The following is a 19,562-nucleotide window of genomic DNA, read 5'->3' on the forward strand; positions in this document are numbered from 1 at the left end:
TGCTGCCGCTATTTCGGATCGGAGGAGAGCTTTTTGCCGGCGGACTGGACCGCTGGGTTGCTGGCATCTCTGCCGAGACTCGTCACTTTGCGCCAGGATTGACGAAGCTGTCGCCCACGTGTGCTCAGCAGCACGTAAGATAGAATGCCCAACGCGGCGAGCCCACCTCCTGCACCGATCGCAATGTGGGTTGCATTGAACTTGGTTGGTTCGGCGGAAGCTGCCGCTGGCACAACGGAGACCTCATGCTGAGCCCGCTCAACCGGCACGAACACGACCGCCACCTTGTCGTATGATAGACCTTCGATGCTGTTGGCGACGAGCATCTTGATCTGCGGCAGCAAGGCTGAGAGCTTCGCGTTCGAGGCGTATCGAATGAACACCGACGCCGAAGACGGGGTTGCATCCTGTCGCAAAAGATCATTCTTCGGCAGAACGACATGAACACGGGCGGAGAGAACACCATCGATATCGTTGATCGTACGCGACAATTCTTCACTGAGAGCATAGATGTAGCGGGCTCGCTCCTCAACCGGAGATGCAACGAGGCCCGCCCCCTTGAACACCTCACCAAGGCTCTTGAAGGGTTGGCGCGGCAAGCCCTGGTCATTCAGAAGCTCGATCGAGTAGGCGAGCTGCTTTTCTTCCACCTGAATTGTGCTGGTCCCATCCTTACCGACAACACGGATGGCATCGACGCCCTTGCTCAGGAGCAGCCCAAGCATCTCGTTGGCTTCGCGCTCTTGAACTTTGGTATACAGATCAGCTTTGCAACCGGCGAGGGCCAGCAAAACCGGCAACAGGACGAGAGCATGAAGCCGCTTTCTTGCGGGGCAGCCGTTACCGATCTTGTCTTTCGTCAAGACAGCCAACGGCCCGCTCAGCCCGCCGATAGAAGCTTGTTCAGAGATGAACTGACAGCGCCTGTCCCCTTGGAGAGGAGCGAAACCTGGATGACGCCGTTGTAAACATCCCGCAGATTCGCCAGCGCCGAGTCGAAATGATCCGCACCTTCCGGTTTGCCCGCTGGATGTACCTCGACTTGCCGAACACGCAAGACTGGTTGCGCTGCCGGCCCAAGCTGGAGACCCTTGGTAGGATCAGGCTCACCGACGAGCGTCGGCGAAACTGCACCCGACGGAAATGGTTTGCCCTGATGGATAGCAGAAATGCTCTGAAGGACGCGATCGCCGAGCGGGCTCGCCGATATGACTGCGCGCTGCACTTCCGCCAGCAATGGAGCTGGCGTGCGCTCGGTCACAGAAGAGGTGACACCTTGGTTCGAGGCCGCCTGCGCAAGACTCTGATCAAACTGGGCGTGTGCCGGCGAACAGCCGTTGGAGGCACACTCGACGGAGTTGACAGGGGTCGACGTAATGCCAAACAAGATGGAGGAAATCATTTCTGTCACGTAGTGAGGTGAGCCGTCAGTTCACACGAACGGGCCGGCACCCTAGAGAAGTAAGCTGACCAAAAACTGACGAGCAGCTGTCATCCAATGATCACGGTCAGCTTCCATTTTTCGACGAAGCAGCGGCTTCCAAATTTTGGGACGAATTCCGGTGCTTGTTCTCAAGCGTAAAAAGCAGGAATGCTCATTCCATCCACAAGGCGGCACATCTTGAAGAAACTTCTCTATGCTGGTGTTTTCATTTGCTTGGGCGTCGTCGAGGCGCTCGGCGCTCCCCTGGCGCTGCCATCGACGCCTTATAGTTACACAGTTCTGGATCAGGACCTCGCGGCCGCACTGCAGGAATTCGGCAACAACCTAAATATCAGAGTCAATGTCAGCACCGGGGTGAAGGGGCGGATTCGCGGGCGACTGCCCGATCTCCCACCGCGAGAGTTCCTCGAACGGTTGATTAATCTCTACAATCTTCAATGGTACTACGATGGGCTGGTGCTCTATGTATCCGACGCGCATGAGGCGCAAAGCCGCCTTTTGGTCTTGAGTCCAATCAGCTTTGATGCGCTCAAGGCGGCACTCGATGCGCTCAACATCTCCGACGAGCGTTACATCGTGAGAGCCGTACCGGGAGATGGCCTCGTCTTCGCCTCTGGTCCACCCCGCTTTGTCGCGCTTGTGGAGCAAACACTCAAAGGACTTGCGGCGGAGGCACAGGCACGGCGAAACCCGAGCGGTGGCGAAAAGCCACCGCACGAGTCGGTTTTGATGCTGTTTCGGGGATCCTCCAGCGTGGTCATTCGCGAAGGACGACCGAATGACGCTCCTTCGCCGGAGGCACCACATCAAGACGGCATGGTCCATCTACCCGATGCAGGTAAGAAATGACCTGATGACAACAGATCGCCTACGAAGAGGTGCCATGCGTCTGTCTATGCCCTCTGTCAGCTTTTCGAAAGCTACTGCTGCCAGTGTCCAAGCGCGGATATGTAGATGGTCGATGCCGCAGGGCGGCGCAAATAAACGTCCAGGCCGGAGCCACGGACGCGAACCAGAGTCCTGGCCAACAGCATCGGTGACCGTGCTTTGCCGCTTTAGCGCCTCATGCGAGCTTTTGAACAACTCTACGAACTCTGCCATGCAAATGAGCTTCATCGCGCAAGAATGAAAGCCCCTCAGTTGTCCAAAGGGAGGAACAGGATGAACTTCAACTCGCTAAGCCCGGCGGACAACAGCCCAGCATCCCACTCGTCCTCGTCGCCCGCCGGTCCGAGAGAGTCGCATTGCATAAAATACCCGAATACAGCCAGGACCTAATTTGGCAGGAACTCGGGGCAGGATCATCGCGTGTCGAGCCATCATTGAGCGGCGGCGAGCGGACCAATTCCCAACAGCCGATCGCTCAGCACCGCGTGGACGCCTCCGAGTTCGGCAACGACCTTGTTTGGCAAGATCCGGGTCACCTCAACGCTGGACCGTCTCAAGCGGACTCGCGTGCCCGCACGGGTTGCTCCGCCGGAACTTGGAGATTTCGCCATGGCGAACGGCCGTCGCGCCAGGGGCGAGTGGGTCTTCACTGGCCAAACCGCTACGCTTGCTCAGATCGAAATGCTAAGAAGCCGCAATCTCATACCGACCAGGGCTCACAGACAATCACGTTCACCAACCTGGGTGTGCCTGTCAGGGCGGAATGGCGAGAAGAAGGTTCAATTCGTATCAAACCATCGCTAAACTCTGCCCTTTGGCCCGTAGGCTCGAGCGAACACTCGCCAAGCGGATAAGCATGATGACATGAAGAATGCCAGGCGCAGCTGAGCCTCCATCCGCTCGGGGCAACATGGTCCGCACAATACCGCCGGACTCTTTCGAGCATCTACGCCAGTCAATCTCATACGATCATTCTGTATCTGGCTCATCAGAGCGGGCGCCAACACTCTCGTTGGGCGCAGGCGCGAGGTCGCTAGGCGTGGGTGATTTCACCATCAGATGCTGCGGAGACCTGCGACGTTGTTGCAGGAATCAGCGCACGTGACCATCCGCAGAGCGGCAGACTCGGGTTCATTGATTCGACCTAGTTAGCGTGGAGGCGAGCGATCGAAACAAAACAGGCAAGCCGATTCCGATATCAAGAACCATCACCGCCTTTCACACTGTCATTTCGCGCCTCGTTATGAAACCTCTGAATGCCGTCAGCTTTTGGAAAGCTAATCGAACCTACCATACGGCGTGAATATCTAGACGGCGATGTGCCTATAGATTGTAGCGGAACTGAGCGCTGGGGCGCACTGAGCAATCGGAAGCAATTGGTAGGAGCCATCGATCCTATCAACATTTATTGCTCGTTGTTCGTCGCGATTCTCGGGCTGCGCCACATGCCCGGCCTGTGGTGCCATCTCAAATCAGAGGACCTATAATGTCAGTCAACAACCTGTCGCTAACCGCCAGCTCCACTTTGTCCGGGCTGGCGCCCGGGCCCTCATCGGCGCGGGATCTTTCAAATTTCGAGGCGATGCTGGCTAGTTTCTCGTTGAAAGACAAGGTCGATGACCATTCCGCACCGCAGGATCCGGCGGCTGCAGACTCAGCCAAGCAGCTGACGGAGGAACTCACGCAGGAGGTGCGGAACATCCTCCCGCCGGAGATCAAGGCCGCACTGGACGCATGTCAGCAGGCGCCAGAGCCATCCTCCACGGAGTCCTCCTCCGCTGAGAGCGCACCAAAGATTGCAGAGGCACCCGTACAAAGCTCCAGGATCACGTGGAACAGCGGCACGTTGACTCATGCCGAGCTGCAGATTGTGTCGGTGCTGAACCGACACAAAGACAAGTGCCCGCTGGATTGGAAATCTCTTGGAGATTTGGCCAACGATCCCTCCACACCACCGGATCTAAAAGCGGCGATCGAGGCTCTGCAACAGGACCCAGAGCTCTTCTATGCGATAGGCTCGCAAGGTGACGGCCGCTGCGGCGGGAAGATTAAAGCAGGTGATCTCTCCAGCTTCTCCGATCACCACCCTCAGGTTGGTGCGTTCCAGGAGCAGCGGGCAAAGAACTATACGCAAAACTACATCCCTTCCGACGGCACCCGGAATGGCGAGCCATCGGTTATGACCCAGACCGATGCATTGCGCGAGCTCTATCGGTATTCCGACAACCTGCCTAAGAACCTGAGCCTTGCGGATTTCAAGCGGATCGTCGACGGCGAAGCCAAAACCGGCAAATGCCCGCCGCAGGTTCTCGCGGCCGCTCAATACTTCCTCGATCACCCGGATGAATGGAAGCAGCTGTATGGTGGCTCGATAGACAAGGTCCACAAAGAGGACTTCCTGCAGATTGCTTCATCATCGATGAATCTCACGCAAGCCGAGCTCGATACGCTCAATACGATCAACAAGAACCAAAACGCTTTCTTCGGGAACGGTGATCTGACCCGGGAAAAGCTGGCGAGCATGGTCGATGATAAGAGCCTCACGCCCGAGGTGCGAAAGGCGGCCTCCCAGCTGCTCTCCGATCCCGTGTTGTTCGGGTTGATGAACAACGCAATTACGGGCTACAAAACCCACCATAAGTTCTTCGACTTCGGCGGCGGGCATACGGTCGATTCCGGCAACATCAGCAACAGCGACTTCAACCAGTTCTTCAACAACATGTCGGGTGCGAACCGCACCGTCCACCAAGTGAAGACGCATGCCGTCCGAACGCCTGCCGAGCAGGACGCGGTCGCGGACATGACGATGGGCGTGGCAGACCAGCCCGACATCAAGTCTCCCAAAAAGAACGGTGGCGCCTTTATGCACGCACTTAATGACGTGCTCAAAGTTGGCTCTAAGGTATTCGACTGGGCCGCGACAGCAGTCGGTGTACTTGGCTTCATTCCAGGTTTGGGTGAATTGGCCGATCTGGCGTCAATGGTGCTCGAAGCCGAGGCGCAAGCTGCAAATCTTCTTCACACTGCCATCAGTGGCGGCAACATAAAGCAAGCGCTGGAAGAAGCCGGGCTGAGCCTTGCGGCACAGGCGGTGGGCTGCATCGCCGGACCTGAGGTCAAATTAGCAATGCGAGAAGGCTTGGTGAAGCAGGCAATTCAAGAAGCCGCGACGGCCGGCATCAACCTGCCGGTTTCGGTGGCCCAGTCCTACGCGGAGGATTATTTGAATAACCTGAAGGCTCGCATCGAGTCCGAGCGCTTGCAAGCTGCAGGCGCCTACGCCTAGGCGGAGCGACGCTATCCTCTCAGGATCACGCTGGAAACTGAGCTTGCGCGACCTCCGCGCGGTTGGGCCTCTCTGCCGAGCAGTAGGTCGCGCAAGCTCCACCAGCATACTTGAGACCGCCCCGAATCCGAGGAACTTATTTCGGCCCTTCGCTGCGCACAAGCTATGTTGGCCGACACGATCGTCAGGCTGCCGCGGTGATGTTCCAGTGACTGCATACGCCGCCTGTCAACATCGCGATGCATTAACAATACCCGACAGACCGGCCACAGCCGCGGAGCCTGCCGGTTGCGCAAGAATCGAGAGCACATTGGTCCAGAGCGGTAGAGCCGAAGGGCTCTTTCTCGAGTAGCGGGCTCCTGCTCGGTCTCCGTGAAAGTGGGTCGCGATTGAAGGATCTGCCATGGGCCCGCCGGGGCCGATGGACCGCTCTGGCCGCTGAATCGGCCGTCACTCTGGCTTTCAGCCTCGCTCCCGACGACGTCAAGCTCCGTGCAGCATCGCCTGACCGCAAGCAAATTGTCGAAAGAGCTCGGAGGCATCGCAAGAGACATGAGCCCGAGATCGCAGCACGTTCAGCCCAAAACTTAGTGGTGGCTTTGATATTTCGCCAATTGAACGCTTTCGAAGATGAGCAACGTGCTCACCCGATCAAGCTCCACAAACGATTGTTTGTCTTAACCATCTGATCTCCAGCTTTCGCCGGCTACCTTTCAAATACGGTCTGCTGGTGAACCGTTTAGTGACGATCCACCATCGGCTCATTGTATTTTCTACGACTCGTCAGCTTGTCGAAAGCTAATCCTTGCAGAGTGGAGGGTGGAAACTGCCTCGATTGGCACATCGAATTGACATAGGAGAACCCGATGCGCGTTACGAGCTCTAGCGCCGCTGGGCACGTTGATGCTGACCTCCATGCGGCTGGCGGCAAAAGCGGCGGCAAAAAAGGATCTCACAAGCCTGGCGAGCGCGACGATCATGGCCGATCGCCTGATGCAAACATTCCCGTAAACGGCGGCGCGTCCACTCCGGGCGGTAACTCGCATGAAGCCGCTATGCAGCAAGCGTTCAACGTCGCTCTGGGAGCCGTTGCTCTCCAATTTGTGAATAGTGCAATGAGCCATTTCGACGATGTCATGGCCGAGACAGAGGAGGATTCCTGACGTCGCATGTTGCGACGTTAGGAAATAGGAGCCGCACGTGGCGGCGAAATTGAACACACAGGAGAAATAGGATGACTAAGAATGTTGGTGCGTCTCATACCTCGGCTGCAGGTGGAGCAGCCGGCACCGCTACTGCTGCAGCAGCTTCCACGGCTGCTGAAGCTGCTGGAGAGGCGGCATTCCAACGGCAAATCGCCGCTCTGACTTTGACCAGCACAAAGGCTGCTGAGAGGGATGTGGAACTTCGCGTCGTCTCGACCGAGCTCTCGACCGTCAAAAAAGCGGCCGATGAGCGGGTGCAGTAAGGGATGAGGTGGGGCGACGTCGCCCCACCACTTTCCCCGGCTGCTTAGTCTGTGAAGTCGCAACGGGCCGTACGGTTTTGCCGTACGGTCCCATTCGCTATTCAGGAAACCGACCGTGAATGAACCAAATTGCCTGCATTTCGAAGTGCTGTCGGGGTGTTATTCCGGGCTGACAAGTAAAGTGGGGATCGGACCGTGTCTGATTGGCAGCAGCCTCGATGCAGACTTAATCTTCGTCGAACAAGGCCTCGAACCGCACCATTTCCGTATCACCCCGCATTCCAATTCAATCGAGATCGAGGCCCTTGCGAGGGACGTCAGGATCGAGGGGCACGAGACTGTTTTAGCGAATGAGCCCATTGTTGTCCCTCTTCCTGTCGTTTTGCATGCCGGGGCGATGTCCATGCGCTGGACGATCGAGGACTACAAACAAGCTGGCTCCATCGACCGCCGGCGTATATCGCTCGCCGTTCTCACTTTTGTCCTGATCAGCTCTGCCGCGGTTGGCGCAGTCTCATCCAGTTTTGTCCAGACCGACACCACCGTGGCGTCAAGTCGGTCGTCCCCTGCTACGCCCATTGCACCCACGCTGGCGCTCAGCGCTCCTGATGCTCTGGCCACCAATGAAGCTGCCGAGCGGCTGCAAGAGGAAGTTGACAGAGCGGGCCTTGTCGGCATCAAGGTCGCCTCTGGGGCGGGCGTTGTCACCGCCGACGGCACCGTTACGCCCGCCTCGCTCGCCACATGGCGAGACGTCCAGCAGCGGTTTGATCAAAATAGCAATGGCGCTTATACGCTCGTCAATGCGGTCGCCATCAAGGTTGAGAAGACGCCCCCAGCAATTGAGGTCCAAGCTGTTTGGCGCGGGAGCGAACCCTATATTGTCGTTGCTGGTCAAAAGTATTTCGTCGGCGCGCTCTTGAGCAATGGATGGACCGTCTGCGGGATTGAGGAACGGCGTGTTTTGCTGAGCCGGGATGGTCGGCTTGCCACCCTACCCTATTAGCGTTTTAGGCCGCAGGTAAGGAAGCAAAGTGCCATGACTAGGCTGCCCCCGAATCCCGTCAAGCCTGGCACCTCTTTTCAGGAGCCAAACGTCGATCATCATGCATCTGCCACCACGCCGGTTAGTTCTCGAGCCAAGTCCATCGGGATTGATCGGACCCGTGGCAATGATACCAAGAGCCACACCTCAATTTCTCGCCACAGCGACGTGCTGGATCCGTTGGTCGACGCCACGATCGAGAGCGCGCTCGAGCTCAGTTCGATCGATGCAGTCTCGCGCGTCAATCTCGACGAGGCGCGCGCCCCGCCCGGTCAGGTCGAGCCAGGCTCGGAACTCGCTTGGCTTAATGAGCCCAATCTCGCGCACGGTCTACTCTCCTTCGTGACGCCGCGCTTACGCCATTCGCATGTTCTGCGTCCAGAGCAACACGGCCTTCTTCTGGAGCGTTTGGCTGATACGCTATCAGCCGCGCCAGAGGATTTGGTGTCACGTGAAGGGGCCGCACTTCTGCAACTGGAGCTGCAGCGATTAATCCTGTTTCGCCAGAGTCACAACGGCTTGATCAAAGGCTAGCGATGGCCGGGCCAGACAAAGTGCAACACTTCACATCTACACAGCGCGTTTCCGAAGCCGGCGCTGTCGAACTGATCTCCGGGCCGGAGCGAGATTTGCTCTGCGTGCTTTCTTATGTCTACCTTGCGTGCGGACAGAGCGCCAAGAGCCTGGCTCTGTTGCGGCTGGTCGCTCACGAACAGTCCCAAGACATCGGCCTGCTCCGCATCCTGGCCTACGCTCTCATCTCGGAGCGTCGCGGTGACGAAGCACTGTCGGTATTGGATAAGCTTGACAAACTGGATGACGAGCCGTCTTCGTGTCTGCCCTTGATGCTGATGCGCAGCCACGCCCTGCGTCACGCCGGCCGCATGACCGAAGCGCAAGCCGTCTTCAAACGCTATGTTTTGTTGCGGGGCAGCACAGCTGCAATCGAACAACAATAAGGCTTCTCATGGCCAACCTTCTACGAACTCTCATCACGCGCGCGCCGGCTCACCCGGATTTGATGGTCGCGTTGATGCTTCTTCTGGCGATCGGAATGATGATCATGCCGATCCCGATCATCGTGATCGATATGCTGATCGGCTTCAATCTGGGGTTTGCCATATTGCTCTTGATGGTAGCCCTGTATCTCAACACGCCGCTCGACTTTTCGTCCCTACCGGGCGTCATCCTGATCTCCACCGTCTTTCGTCTCGCTCTTACCGTTGCAACGACGCGACTGATCCTAGCCGAGGGCGATGCCGGCAGCATCATCCATACGTTCGGCGATTTCGTCATATCCGGCAACATCGCCGTCGGCATTGTCATATTCCTGATCGTGACCATGGTGCAGTTCATGGTTCTCGCCAAGGGCGCCGAACGGGTGGCGGAGGTATCGGCGCGCTTCACGCTCGATGCGCTGCCGGGAAAGCAGATGGCGATTGATGCGGAGCTGCGCAACGGCCATATCGATCAGCACGAAGCCCGCAGCCGGCGCGGCGCGCTGGAGCGAGAGAGCCAACTGCACGGCGCGATGGACGGCGCTATGAAATTCGTGAAGGGCGATGCCATAGCCGGACTCATAGTCATCTGCATCAATATGCTGGGTGGCATCACGATCGGATCGCTCTCCAAGGGCATGTCCCTCGAGGAGGCGATGCATCAATACACCATCCTGACGATCGGTGATGCGCTCATTTCGCAGATTCCGGCCCTGCTGCTGTCAATTACCGCAGCAACCATTGTTACTCGTGTCAACGGTCCTTCCAAACTCAATCTCGGCGCTGATATCGTCAACCAACTTACGGCCAGCACGCAAGCGCTACGCTTGGCGTCCTGTGTCTTGCTTGTGATGGGGCTCGTTCCTGGCTTCCCTTTGCCCCCCTTTGTCATACTGGCCGCGCTCTTCTCCGCCGCCAGCTTTCTCAAGGTTAGCGTGCAAGAGGGCAAGACCGCTCCCAAAGCCGGCGCCGGTCCCACCGGTTCGGCTCCCGCTTCCGCACAGGGTCAGAAGCAAGCCTTGCCCGCGGAGGCACTTCCAATTACGCTGTTGCTAGCGCCGAGCCTGATGCAAGCAATCGACGTAGGGGAACTCGAGCAGTGCGTCGCTCGGGTTTCGGCACTGGTTTCAGCTGATCTTGGCATCACAATTCCACGCATTCCCGCCCAAAGCGCAAAGCACCTGGCCCAATCGCAATTCCGGGTGGATGTCGAAGGAGTGCCCGTGGAAGAGGGCGCCATTGACCCTACACAACTCTTACTTAATGACGACGTGGCGAACATTGATTTGAGCGGGATCCCCTTTTGGCACGACCCAGACACGAATCGGATCTGGATCAAACAGACCCATGCGCCTGCTCTCAAAGCTGCCGGAATAGGGCACCACCGTCCGAGCGAAGTCATCGCCTTGCGCGTCCAGTCAACGTTGACACGCTATGCACAGCGCCTGGTGGGCATTCAGGAAACGCGTCAGTTGCTTGGCCGGATGGAGCAGGAATATGCCGATCTGGTGAAAGAGGTGCTGCGCACGACACCGATCCCTCGCATTGCGGATGTCCTACGTCGCTTGCTGGACGAGGGCATCCCGATCCGGAACACCCGTTTGGTTTTGGAAGCGCTTGCAGAATGGAGCGAACGGGAACAAAATGCCGTACTGCTCACGGAATATGTGCGCTCCGCTCTGAAGCGGCAGATCTGTCACCGCTACGCCAACGCCCATCGTGTTGTGGCGGCTTTTATCGTTGAGCGCGAGACCGAGGATATCGTGCGCAGTGCGGTGCGCGACACCGCTGTCGGTCCCTATCTCGTTTTGGAGGATCGGCAAAGCGAGATGCTGCTTTCACAATTTCGCCAGATCCATTCAAGCATCGCACGCAGTCAGAACCAGCCAGTTATCCTGGGCTCGATGGATATCCGGCGCTTCGTCCGCGGCTTTCTCACCCGGAATGGAATAGACCTACCTGTTCTCTCCTATCAGGATCTCGCTTCGGATTTCACCGTCCAGCCGATTGGCTCCGTCAAACTTGCGCCCGGCAAGGACAACACTCCTACAGGCGGCCATCGTGACCTCCTCCCTGCGGCCGGCTGACGAGCACGGGTTTAGGGTCGTGAGGTCGCTTATGAATTCATGTAAGATTAACGTTCTGCGGCGCTGGTGTAACTTTCGTCGCCATTCGTGCTCGGCCTTTCTCCCCATGCTTGCTATTGTGCTGCTCGCGGGTTGCGTTAACTCGCACAAGTCGGGTCTTTCACAGCAGCCGGCGTCTACGGCAGAGTTGGTCGGGGCCAAGGAGGTCGATCCAGCTATGCGCGAGCGCATCGCTCACGCTCTCGGCCAGGATGCTGACGAGAAGGCTTTGCGCGATGCGCTGAAGCAACGACCGGACAATGTTGATGCCGCGATTCCTCTTGCGCGGGCTTTGCTGGCACGCAAATGCCCGAATGATGCGCTTGATGTGCTCGATGGGATCTTATTGGCAGCCCCTGGCGACCTGCGCGCATTGAATGCCAAAGCGGTTGTTCTCGATCACGAGGGCCGACATCGGGAGGCCCAAGAACTCTATCGCCAAGCTCTCGCGGTGGAACCCGCAAACCCGATGCTGCGCAATAACTTCAAACTGTCCCTCGCCCTTGAAGGTAAGATTGGCGGCGCCAACCCTGCACCGCAGGCGGACGGCCGGCACTTCGCGGCGCTATCTCGAACGAGCCAATGCGGGAGCGGATCGGAATGGTGACGTCTGATGCTTAGCTGTCAGCATGCCGACAGCTAGGCTTACCATCAACGCGGAACACTCAATCGGCGGCGGGCCCCCGCGACCTCGTCGGTACAACTGGCAGGCTTCATGTTTCAGCGCACCAGCAATTTATCCGATACACAATGCGCTTCCGAGGCCAATGAAATGAGAACGAGCGCGACTAACGACCGGTACTACGCGCATCGCCAACGATTCGCCGGATATACTCTCCTCCCTGAACTCGGCGCCATCGAGTTTCTCCTCTGATCATTTTCGACTGAAGTCCCGCCATACGCGCTGGTTGACGAGCCGACCGGTGGTTGAGATCTCAAGATCTTCATTCGAGAACAAGCTGGCAGAGTTTTATGGCGGAGACATAGAGCATATTGCTGCGACTCCGCAGCGATACTCTAGCTCGGCTGTCCCGAAAGGCTCAACGCACGGCGGACATTGCGTTTTGCTTCGGCACGAAATCTGGTTCAGAGAAAGCGCGATATTTCAGCTATCAGCTCGCGAACAAGAGCGCCGGGCTCCTGAGAACGAAAGCCGGAGGTCGCCCCAGTGAGCTGTTCAAGCGCAAGAATGATTGACGCGAACAATTTCCTGGGTGAGATGAACTCACCTCAATAATAGATTTCCGGGCTACTCATCCGGTTGTCGATAACACGGGCGATCTCTTGCTTTAACATCAGCCCCGGATCGATGGCAACGAACCGCTCGTCCTCTCTCAGTCTTTCAATCCGGAAGCGGAAGCCCGCGCAGCAGCGTTTGGCTTGTTGAGGTAAGTGACTCGATCATGGTGCTTGATCCGACCAAGCACGAGGACAAATGGAACAACAAAGGATGCAAATTGCAACGAGCGGGTAAACCGCCTTTGTATCTTGCCGCAACTGAAGACAATAGCGGCGATGCCAAGTGTACCGAAAGTGCAGCAAAGCCCACGAACGATCCGTATGATGATGACAATGATTATGTAGAGCGTACAGCCTCTACATGAAGATAGCCCACCTCATTGACCAGATTGACTTTGGCGAGGTCAGCCTCGCATCTCACGCACTTCGCCATATAACTCTTGAATGATTTCTGCACCCGCAAGGATCGCGGAATCCCGCTTTTGATAAGCCGGAGTTTCCGTTTTCCTTGCGCGGCGCAACATCGGATCTTGCGGCTGACCAGCGCGCGCCGACATTCATCAGGCGATCACACATCTGAGCTCCCGGCGCTAGCAGATTTACTCGGCATGCCCCTCTTACGTCGGCTTTAGGGCTTAATGTTTGCATGGCACCGCGACGCACGGTGCCGAACCAAGGACTCCTTCTTGCCGAAAGCGAAGGCATCATCTCTCCGTGCAACGGAACGGCGCCCTTGGCACAGCGTCGGCGAGGGCGGAAGCAATAGAGCTAAGCTATCCGGTGGCTGGACGGGGGCCCGGGATGTGCTGGCGGAGATGATGAAGCTGTTTGGGCGTTCTATTCGAAACTCCCGCCGATCAATTCCCAGCGCGGCCGCTTGCGCGACTGGATCGTTTGGCCGACCTATTGGCCAGACGGTGGGTTCTTTTCATCGTCGAGCGCGCAATCAAGCAGGACGTGCAGCAGAACAACTGAAGTATCTCTCGATCTCCGCGATCGCGCGTTCCTCCCACTCTGCAGCTTGCGCTAGCAATGAGTCCCGTTGGATCGGCCGAAATGCGGCGGACTGACGGCACAACGAAGCTATCGCGCGATAGCGGCGCACGTTTTCCATGACGGCCGGTCCGGTCATGTGTGGATCTCCTCCCCTGCTATCCCGGGCACGAACTTGCTCGAAAACCGTTTTCGATCCGTTAGCGGTCGGAGTGGAGGCCGTGAATGGTTGGCAGAACCTTGCCGGCATGACGGAGGCCGATAATGAATGTCTTCCACAAGGAGCACATCCACATAAAGCCCGGCTCGGCAGTGCTCCATCCGGGCGCTTCTGCACCCCGTTGGCTCAGTTTATTAGTTGGATAGCGGAGTTAGCAACAGCTAGCGCGAGAGAGGCACGTTTCGGCTTGCAATCTCAATCAGGATGACTGTGAACTGGCCTGTCTTTGGAATCCTCACTAACTCGTTTGAGCAGTCCGTTTATTGGTGATTTGAAAGACAGAGAGCCGGTGCTTTGTCGCCATCCTTTGATAGCAAACGGCACGCAACTGTGACTTCCTCCGTCTCATCGAAGCTAGCGAGATTGAGCAGTTGTTTACCTCGCTGGTCGACAACCGAGATGCTGCTTAGCGACGGATTCTCTCAATCGCGCAACCCTATGCAATCTAGCGTAAGCTTATCGCATAACGTTCCGAGTCTCTTCCGTAGCTCCGTTTACTTGACTTAGCGGTGCGCTTGCGCGACCGGAGTGCACGGGGTTTCACCGAGAATTTAGCGGAATCGAAGAAGGCCAGAGATACTCATCGATACTCATGGGAAGTCGTATCGCCGCAACTGCTGAAAATTAAAGGGCTATGGGAACGAGGCTAACGTTCGGGATCCACTGGGACGCAGACTACCACCATTGGTCTACCTCGATTGATGCCGGGGCTTCCCATCGGATGCCACGTGTGCCGCTAACTGTGCTTCAAAACGTGCCGCAGTCCTACCCTTCAATATGCGGCGTCGTAGATCTGCTGAAACTATCGTGCCTGTCAGCATGGCGGCCCGCCAGAGCGCCCCTCGCGAGGTCAAGGAGGTCGTTTTAGACCCGCAACTAGCAATGACAAGTGTCCCTGGTCTTGCCGCCGTATGGATCACAAAAGGCTACTGCGCCATTCAAGGGGACGCTTCAGCCAGCCGAAAGGCCTCTGGCCATCAGCCTACCAAAACAAGGAGACGACGGGCTCTTGTTTGTAGCATATGCTCTGCGAGCGTACGGATGACAACAATTGTGGGCCGGCGCGCTCGCATCCTACGGGTTTAGGGGCACTCGGATGATTACGCCGTTTCGACGGAACTGGAGTCCAAAAGAATTATTCAATACTCTTACGCCAGCGATGTTCGCCGCCGAGCCGTCGGCTGTCCGCGCACGTTGGGACAAATTGTGGCCTGATCTGTACACCGAATATGACGCCCGGTACTTAAAACAAGAATTAGTGGCGAGAAATCTTATCGCTTCCGATGAAGCTGCTGCATTCTTTAACGCCTGGGCGGTTGACGAAGAGCGGCACACCGACGGATTTATCCGGATCATTGAACTTGTCGCCAATGGATCCGAAAGGACTCTTCGGGAGAGATTGGAGGCTCGATCTCATGATTTTGGGCCGATCGTTGAACACCTGAAGGACGAATTTTCCGTGATGGTTATGATCGCTTTTGATGAAATGTGCACTTGCCGCGCCTATGCAGCAGAAAAGCCGTTTTATGACGCCCTTGGGAACAACACGTTCCATCATTGGCTGCGGGAGATAATTGCCGACGAGGCGGTCCACTCGATGAACGCCGTTAATGTTATCCGCTCGCGCTATCGCGATCGCATTGGCCAAGTCGGCACAATTCTTGATAACCTAATCCGCGCGGCCGATACTCTACGCTATTCTGGCACCTTCGTCCTAGACTACTTCGGCGCAGTGTACTCCAGGGAGCTGCTCGCCGACTCCCGCCTCGCTACCATGAGAAATATTGCCAAGCCACTCACCGTGTAGAGCGAGATCTGTAACTACGCGCTTGCGGAAAGTTGCACCGGCATCATACCGCCCTCGATCCCCCCTTCTGCAGGTTGCCATTCTGCCAGTTGGCGCCAAAGCATCCTGGCGCGTCATACGTAAATGTAGTGTTCACGACAGGTCGACGGCTCACCTTCTGCCAGGATGGTGCGCGCCAGTTCTGTTTTGTGTCCGGTTGACGTGCGCGCGGCCGTGAGTACGCCCCTCCGCCAATTTGGTCCGCTCTTTGCTCTGCTGTTTGGCGAACGACGCGCGGCTAAGCGCTTTGTCAGATTTGTCCACCATGAACGTGGATCAGTATGGAAGATGCCATGAAGAACGGGATTTCGGCCGGCGCCGAGGCAGGAGATGTCACCGGTATTACCTCCGGTTCGAGGACGCCCACCGCGCCGGCGCTCGAGCACAGAATGGATGATAGCACCGACTTATCTCTACCTGAAGAGGAGAGCGTCTTTGACGACAGAGTCAGATCGGATCGACCAGCTAGCTTCACGCTTCAGAACGGCCTCCAGGTGCTCGTGATCCCAGATCATCGCACACCCGTCGTGACTCAGATGATCTGGTATAAGGTCGGTTCCGCCGACGAGCCGCCTGGCAAATCGGGGCTTGCGCATTTCCTCGAACACCTGATGTTCAAGGGCACTTCCAAACATCCCGCGAATGAATTCTCCAAGGCCGTCTTGCGCGCCGGCGGCAATCAGAACGCCTTCACCGGGCTCGACTACACCAGCTACTTCCAGCACGTGCCGCGCGAGCACCTCGGCAAGATGATGGAATTTGAAGCCGACCGCATGACCGGTCTCATTCTCAAAAATGAGGACGTGCTTTGCGAGCGCGACGTCGTGCTGGAGGAATTCAGCATGAGAGTCGCCAACAATCCACGTGAACGTCTCGCCGAGCAGATGATGGCGGCGCTTTACCTCAACCACCCCTACGGTCGCCCGATTATCGGGTGGCGCCACGAAATCGACAATCTTACCCGGGAGGACGCGCTTAACTTTTACAAGCGCTTCTATGCACCGAACAACGCGATCCTGATTGTCGCTGGCGACGTCGCCCCCAAAGAAATCCGCTCGATGGTGATGGAGACATTTGGTGGCATCCCCACGCAAACATCGATTCCCCTTGAACGCCTGCGGCCGCAGGAGCCGACGCCGGCAGCGCGGCGCATAGTAACGTTCGCCCACGCCCTCGTCGAGCAGCCGGCCCTGCACCGCTATTATCTTGTAGCACCGGCTCGAGCCGCGGCCGGCGGCGAAGGTCCAGTACTTGACGTACTCGAGCAGTTGATGGGCGGCGGCGTCAACTCATATCTCTATCGTTCGCTGGTGGTCGAACAGCAGCTCGCGGTCACCACCAGCGCGAGCTACCATTCTGCCGCGCTCGATCCCTCACTATTCGCAATTTCCGCCGTGCCAAAACCCGGCGTCCAACTGAGCCAGATCGAGCGCGCCATCGACGACGTAATAGCCGACATTGCGGGTAATCCCGCTTGCACCGAAGATCTCGAGAGGGTCAAGACGCGCCTGATCGCGCAGGTAACCTACACCCAAGACAATCATGAAATGCTCGCGCGCTGGTATGGCCGCGGCCTGACAACGGGACTATCCGTCGACGATATTCGGGGCTGGCCGGACCGCATCCGCGCGGTCGGTGCACAGCAGGTGCACGAGGCCGCGCGGAAATGGCTCGACAAGAAACGGTCGGTGACCGGCTATCTCATCAAAGAGTCCACCCCGAAACACGGGAAGACGCTCTAATGATCCATCCTTGCACACGACGTGAGATCCTTCTCGGAGGAGCCTCGCTCTCAGTCGCGATGCTCGCTTCGGCAAATTCGCTCGCCACCACGAGGACACTTGCCCGCACCAGGATCAAGCGCCTGGTTTCGTCTTGCGGTATAGAAGCCTGGTTCGTGCAGGATTCCACTGTCCCGTTGATCGCGATGGAATTTGCCCTCACCGGCGGCGCGACTCAGGATCCCGCTCAAAAACCTGGCGTAAGCCACCTGGTTGCTGGCCTGCTCAAGGAAGGATCTGCCGGACTTGACTTCACGACCTTTCATAAGCGGCTCGACCATCGTGCGATTGATCTGCATTTTCACTCGACTCATGATCACTTCCGCGGCTCCTTGCGCACCCTGGAGGACAATGCAGACGAAGCCTTTGACCTTTTGCGGATGGCGCTAACCTCGCCCCGTTTCGACGCGGCCGATGTCGAACGGATCCGTGCCGCTGTGCTTGCACGCCTTCGGCGCGAGTCAACCGATCCTTCGTCTCTGGCCCGTCGCAAGTTCCTCGAAGTCGCCTTTGGCGATCATGCTTATGCTCGCCCAGCCGGCGGATCGCTGGAAAGCGTGCCGAGGATCGCGGCCGCGGATCTCAAGAGCTATGTCCGACGCGTGATCGCAAAAGACACGCTCAAAATCGCGGTGGTCGGCGACATCGATCCAGGGATCCTCTGCAAACTCCTCGACAAGACGTTTGGCAGTCTGCCGACCAAGGCGGAAGCGACGCCGGTTCCCGAAGTCGTCGCAGCAAAGCCGCCGCGGCGAGTCTTTATTCCGCTCGACGTGCCACAGACAGTTGTGACTTTTGGCGGTCCAGCCGTCCGTCGCAGCGAGCCCGATTTCATGGCCGCCTATGTCGTCAACCACATCCTCGGCGGCGCCGGCCTGACGTCGCGCCTGTTCCGCGAAGTCCGCGAAAAGCGCGGCCTGGCCTATTCGGTTCGTGAGAACCTGGTCTGGTTGGATCATTCAGCGGTGCTTCTCGGCAATAGTGGCACCTGCACCGATCGCGCCCACCAAACGGTCGAAGAAATCGAGAAGCAGGTCCGCCACATCGCCGAGGACGGACCGACACAGCAGGAACTCAATGATGCAAAGTCCTACCTGAAGGGCTCGCAAATGCTGGCACTCAACACATCGTCAAAGCTTGCGCGAACGCTGTTGCAGCATCAGCTCGACAAGTTGACCATGGACTATTTCGAAAAGCACAACGGCGCGGTCGATGCTGTGACCTTGGACGACGCCAAAAGAGCAGCACAACGGCTGTGGGGCGCGGGTCTGCTCACAATTATCGTCGGCCGCTCCCCAAAGGACGCAGCGCAGCCGACCACCATGCCATCGGCGACTACACCCTCGTCAGGCGCCCGGCAGCTAGGCGCCGCCCCGACGGCGCTACCGAATTGACTCTTCGAGCAGCTCAGGCGCTTAGAAGCGTTTAGCTATTGCGCGCAAAGTAAGTCTAGCCACGCGCCTTTGGCCCGCGGCGATATTCGCTCGTGGACTGTTGCCGTGCGGTCTTTCAAGCGCAGTTTTGCTCAATCGCGTTGCCGCCGTAGTCGCGTTCCGTTGTCCTCGAGCTGCGTTAAGCCGACAGGCTGGCGTACCGTGGCGCCAGCAGATCGATGCGCCTCCAGTGCAAACTTTGGGGATCTGGCAACACTTCGGCGGTTGCCCATGAGGACAAGAATGGCGTAGCTTTACGCCTAGCCCGAATATGCAGACCAACTATCTAAAGCGCGAGCGACCGGAACACACGAGAACTGGACGCGCACCTCGCATTCCATGTCAACCGGTCTTGCCCAGCAAATTAAAAGGCTGACCACAGTGGGCGCTTTAAAACGTGACGAGAGCGCATGCAGCCAGGCCATCCTTCATTACCTGCTCTGGGCCGTACCACGCAGCGCCGTCGGCGAAGAAGAATGCCGGTCCCGGGACGCCGGCTTCTTTTGACGCAGCGTCCTCGGTGTCGCTTTGTACCGATGTTGCTCCATCGGGCCTCGTCCCGCTCACCCTTCGATCTCCACTCAATGACACGATAATCTCGCCTCAGCTTGAACAGATGCATGCTTGCCATTTGCGTTAGCAACCCGTTTCAGCACTGGCATGTCTCAATATTCTTCAGCAGAATGAGACATCGGCCGTTCACGGTCATATCACTACTTGTCTGCCGAACAAAATCGGTCTGAACCACCAGACCTTTGATCATTTGCCAAACCATGCGGACAGCGTAGCCCGACT

The 19,562-nt window shown here is 57.6% G+C and carries 17 protein-coding genes and 1 pseudogene; 15 read left to right on the plus strand and 3 right to left on the minus strand.

From position 1 onward, the window contains the following. Window positions 1-8: 8 nt before the first annotated feature. Together sctJ and BRAD3257_RS39945 are read right to left on the minus strand one after the other, a co-directional pair. Complete coding sequence (gene sctJ / locus BRAD3257_RS33990; protein ID WP_376707282.1) at window positions 9-863, minus strand: type III secretion system inner membrane ring lipoprotein SctJ; 855 nt, start codon at window positions 861-863, stop codon at window positions 9-11. A 17-nt stretch (window positions 864-880) separates the two neighbouring features. Beyond that, window positions 881-1,402, minus strand: a complete 522-nt coding sequence (locus BRAD3257_RS39945; protein ID WP_160118920.1) for a nodulation protein NolB — start codon at window positions 1,400-1,402, stop codon at window positions 881-883. Between the two features lie 189 nt (window positions 1,403-1,591). Between BRAD3257_RS39945 and BRAD3257_RS34000 the strand changes: the two genes are divergently transcribed. The 12 genes and pseudogenes from BRAD3257_RS34000 to BRAD3257_RS41590 all read left to right on the plus strand — a co-directional run bounded on the left by BRAD3257_RS34000 (window position 1,592) and on the right by BRAD3257_RS41590 (window position 12,859). Next, the gene (locus BRAD3257_RS34000) at window positions 1,592-2,293 is read left to right on the plus strand and encodes a secretin N-terminal domain-containing protein (protein ID WP_122405450.1); all 702 of its coding nucleotides are present in this window, start codon (window positions 1,592-1,594) and stop codon (window positions 2,291-2,293) included. A gap of 1,525 nt (window positions 2,294-3,818) precedes the next feature. Beyond that, the gene (locus tag BRAD3257_RS34005) at window positions 3,819-5,618 is read left to right on the plus strand and encodes an HrpF/NolX family T3SS translocon protein (RefSeq protein WP_283809918.1); all 1,800 of its coding nucleotides are present in this window, start codon (window positions 3,819-3,821) and stop codon (window positions 5,616-5,618) included. A gap of 866 nt (window positions 5,619-6,484) precedes the next feature. Beyond that, window positions 6,485-6,781: a hypothetical protein gene (locus BRAD3257_RS39950; RefSeq protein ID WP_160118921.1), complete on the plus strand. Its 297-nt coding sequence runs from the start codon at window positions 6,485-6,487 to the stop codon at window positions 6,779-6,781. Between the two features lie 71 nt (window positions 6,782-6,852). After that, the gene (locus BRAD3257_RS34010) at window positions 6,853-7,086 is read left to right on the plus strand and encodes a nodulation protein NopA (protein WP_122405452.1); all 234 of its coding nucleotides are present in this window, start codon (window positions 6,853-6,855) and stop codon (window positions 7,084-7,086) included. Between the two features lie 115 nt (window positions 7,087-7,201). Next, window positions 7,202-8,092 (plus strand): SctD/MshK family protein, encoded by an 891-nt coding sequence (locus tag BRAD3257_RS34015; protein ID WP_122405453.1) that lies wholly within the window; start codon window positions 7,202-7,204, stop codon window positions 8,090-8,092. A gap of 33 nt (window positions 8,093-8,125) precedes the next feature. Further along, a complete protein-coding gene (locus BRAD3257_RS34020; RefSeq protein ID WP_122405454.1) occupies window positions 8,126-8,665 on the plus strand; it encodes a hypothetical protein in 540 nt (179 codons plus the stop codon). Between the two features lie 2 nt (window positions 8,666-8,667). Further along, window positions 8,668-9,090 carry a type III secretion apparatus assembly chaperone SctY gene (gene sctY, locus BRAD3257_RS34025; RefSeq protein WP_122405455.1) on the plus strand — a complete coding sequence of 141 codons (423 nt, stop codon included), beginning with the start codon at window positions 8,668-8,670 and terminating at the stop codon, window positions 9,088-9,090. A gap of 8 nt (window positions 9,091-9,098) precedes the next feature. Beyond that, window positions 9,099-11,216 carry a type III secretion system export apparatus subunit SctV gene (gene sctV, locus BRAD3257_RS34030; RefSeq protein WP_122405456.1) on the plus strand — a complete coding sequence of 706 codons (2,118 nt, stop codon included), beginning with the start codon at window positions 9,099-9,101 and terminating at the stop codon, window positions 11,214-11,216. Between the two features lie 217 nt (window positions 11,217-11,433). Then, complete coding sequence (locus BRAD3257_RS34035) at window positions 11,434-11,862, plus strand: tetratricopeptide repeat protein (RefSeq protein WP_244607815.1); 429 nt, start codon at window positions 11,434-11,436, stop codon at window positions 11,860-11,862. A gap of 316 nt (window positions 11,863-12,178) precedes the next feature. Further along, window positions 12,179-12,427: a hypothetical protein gene (locus BRAD3257_RS42490; protein ID WP_488225964.1), complete on the plus strand. Its 249-nt coding sequence runs from the start codon at window positions 12,179-12,181 to the stop codon at window positions 12,425-12,427. Further along, window positions 12,312-12,548: pseudogene (locus BRAD3257_RS42495) on the plus strand (hypothetical protein). Before BRAD3257_RS42490 ends, BRAD3257_RS42495 begins: the two are co-directional and overlap by 116 nt. A 110-nt stretch (window positions 12,549-12,658) precedes the next feature. Further along, window positions 12,659-12,859: a hypothetical protein gene (locus BRAD3257_RS41590; protein WP_244607816.1), complete on the plus strand. Its 201-nt coding sequence runs from the start codon at window positions 12,659-12,661 to the stop codon at window positions 12,857-12,859. A gap of 581 nt (window positions 12,860-13,440) precedes the next feature. Here the strand turns inward: BRAD3257_RS41590 and BRAD3257_RS41595 are convergent. Next, a complete protein-coding gene (locus BRAD3257_RS41595; protein ID WP_122405457.1) occupies window positions 13,441-13,626 on the minus strand; it encodes a hypothetical protein in 186 nt (61 codons plus the stop codon). Between the two features lie 1,177 nt (window positions 13,627-14,803). Here BRAD3257_RS41595 and BRAD3257_RS34055 point away from each other — a divergent pair. The 3 genes from BRAD3257_RS34055 (at window position 14,804) to BRAD3257_RS34065 (ending at window position 18,728) form a co-directional block, all read left to right on the plus strand. Beyond that, a complete protein-coding gene (locus BRAD3257_RS34055; protein WP_244607817.1) occupies window positions 14,804-15,514 on the plus strand; it encodes a hypothetical protein in 711 nt (236 codons plus the stop codon). 428 nt (window positions 15,515-15,942) lie between these two features. Beyond that, a complete protein-coding gene (locus BRAD3257_RS34060) occupies window positions 15,943-17,295 on the plus strand; it encodes a M16 family metallopeptidase (RefSeq protein ID WP_122406906.1) in 1,353 nt (450 codons plus the stop codon). Between the two features lie 59 nt (window positions 17,296-17,354). Continuing rightward, window positions 17,355-18,728, plus strand: coding sequence for a M16 family metallopeptidase (locus BRAD3257_RS34065; protein WP_162500640.1), 1,374 nt, complete (start codon window positions 17,355-17,357; stop codon window positions 18,726-18,728). Window positions 18,729-19,562 lie beyond the last annotated feature (834 nt).

The organism is Bradyrhizobium vignae, assembly GCF_900324035.1.
GTDB lineage: Bacteria > Pseudomonadota > Alphaproteobacteria > Rhizobiales > Xanthobacteraceae > Bradyrhizobium > Bradyrhizobium vignae.

What these genes read in the sequence shown, in the direction of transcription:
- BRAD3257_RS39945 (WP_160118920.1), bottom strand. Translation starts at nt 1,402, where the DNA reads ATGATTTCCTCCATCTTGTTTGGCATTACGTCGACCCCTGTCAACTCC.
- BRAD3257_RS34000 (WP_122405450.1), top strand. Translation starts at nt 1,592, where the DNA reads ATGCTCATTCCATCCACAAGGCGGCACATCTTGAAGAAACTTCTCTAT.
- BRAD3257_RS34005 (WP_283809918.1), top strand. Translation starts at nt 3,819, where the DNA reads ATGTCAGTCAACAACCTGTCGCTAACCGCCAGCTCCACTTTGTCCGGG.
- BRAD3257_RS39950 (WP_160118921.1), top strand. Translation starts at nt 6,485, where the DNA reads ATGCGCGTTACGAGCTCTAGCGCCGCTGGGCACGTTGATGCTGACCTC.
- BRAD3257_RS34010 (WP_122405452.1), top strand. Translation starts at nt 6,853, where the DNA reads ATGACTAAGAATGTTGGTGCGTCTCATACCTCGGCTGCAGGTGGAGCA.
- BRAD3257_RS34020 (WP_122405454.1), top strand. Translation starts at nt 8,126, where the DNA reads ATGACTAGGCTGCCCCCGAATCCCGTCAAGCCTGGCACCTCTTTTCAG.
- sctY (WP_122405455.1), top strand. Translation starts at nt 8,668, where the DNA reads ATGGCCGGGCCAGACAAAGTGCAACACTTCACATCTACACAGCGCGTT.
- sctV (WP_122405456.1), top strand. Translation starts at nt 9,099, where the DNA reads ATGGCCAACCTTCTACGAACTCTCATCACGCGCGCGCCGGCTCACCCG.
- BRAD3257_RS34035 (WP_244607815.1), top strand. Translation starts at nt 11,434, where the DNA reads ATGCGCGAGCGCATCGCTCACGCTCTCGGCCAGGATGCTGACGAGAAG.
- BRAD3257_RS41590 (WP_244607816.1), top strand. Translation starts at nt 12,659, where the DNA reads ATGGTGCTTGATCCGACCAAGCACGAGGACAAATGGAACAACAAAGGA.
- BRAD3257_RS41595 (WP_122405457.1), bottom strand. Translation starts at nt 13,626, where the DNA reads ATGACCGGACCGGCCGTCATGGAAAACGTGCGCCGCTATCGCGCGATA.
- BRAD3257_RS34055 (WP_244607817.1), top strand. Translation starts at nt 14,804, where the DNA reads ATGATTACGCCGTTTCGACGGAACTGGAGTCCAAAAGAATTATTCAAT.
- BRAD3257_RS34060 (WP_122406906.1), top strand. Translation starts at nt 15,943, where the DNA reads ATGGATGATAGCACCGACTTATCTCTACCTGAAGAGGAGAGCGTCTTT.
- BRAD3257_RS34065 (WP_162500640.1), top strand. Translation starts at nt 17,355, where the DNA reads ATGCTCGCTTCGGCAAATTCGCTCGCCACCACGAGGACACTTGCCCGC.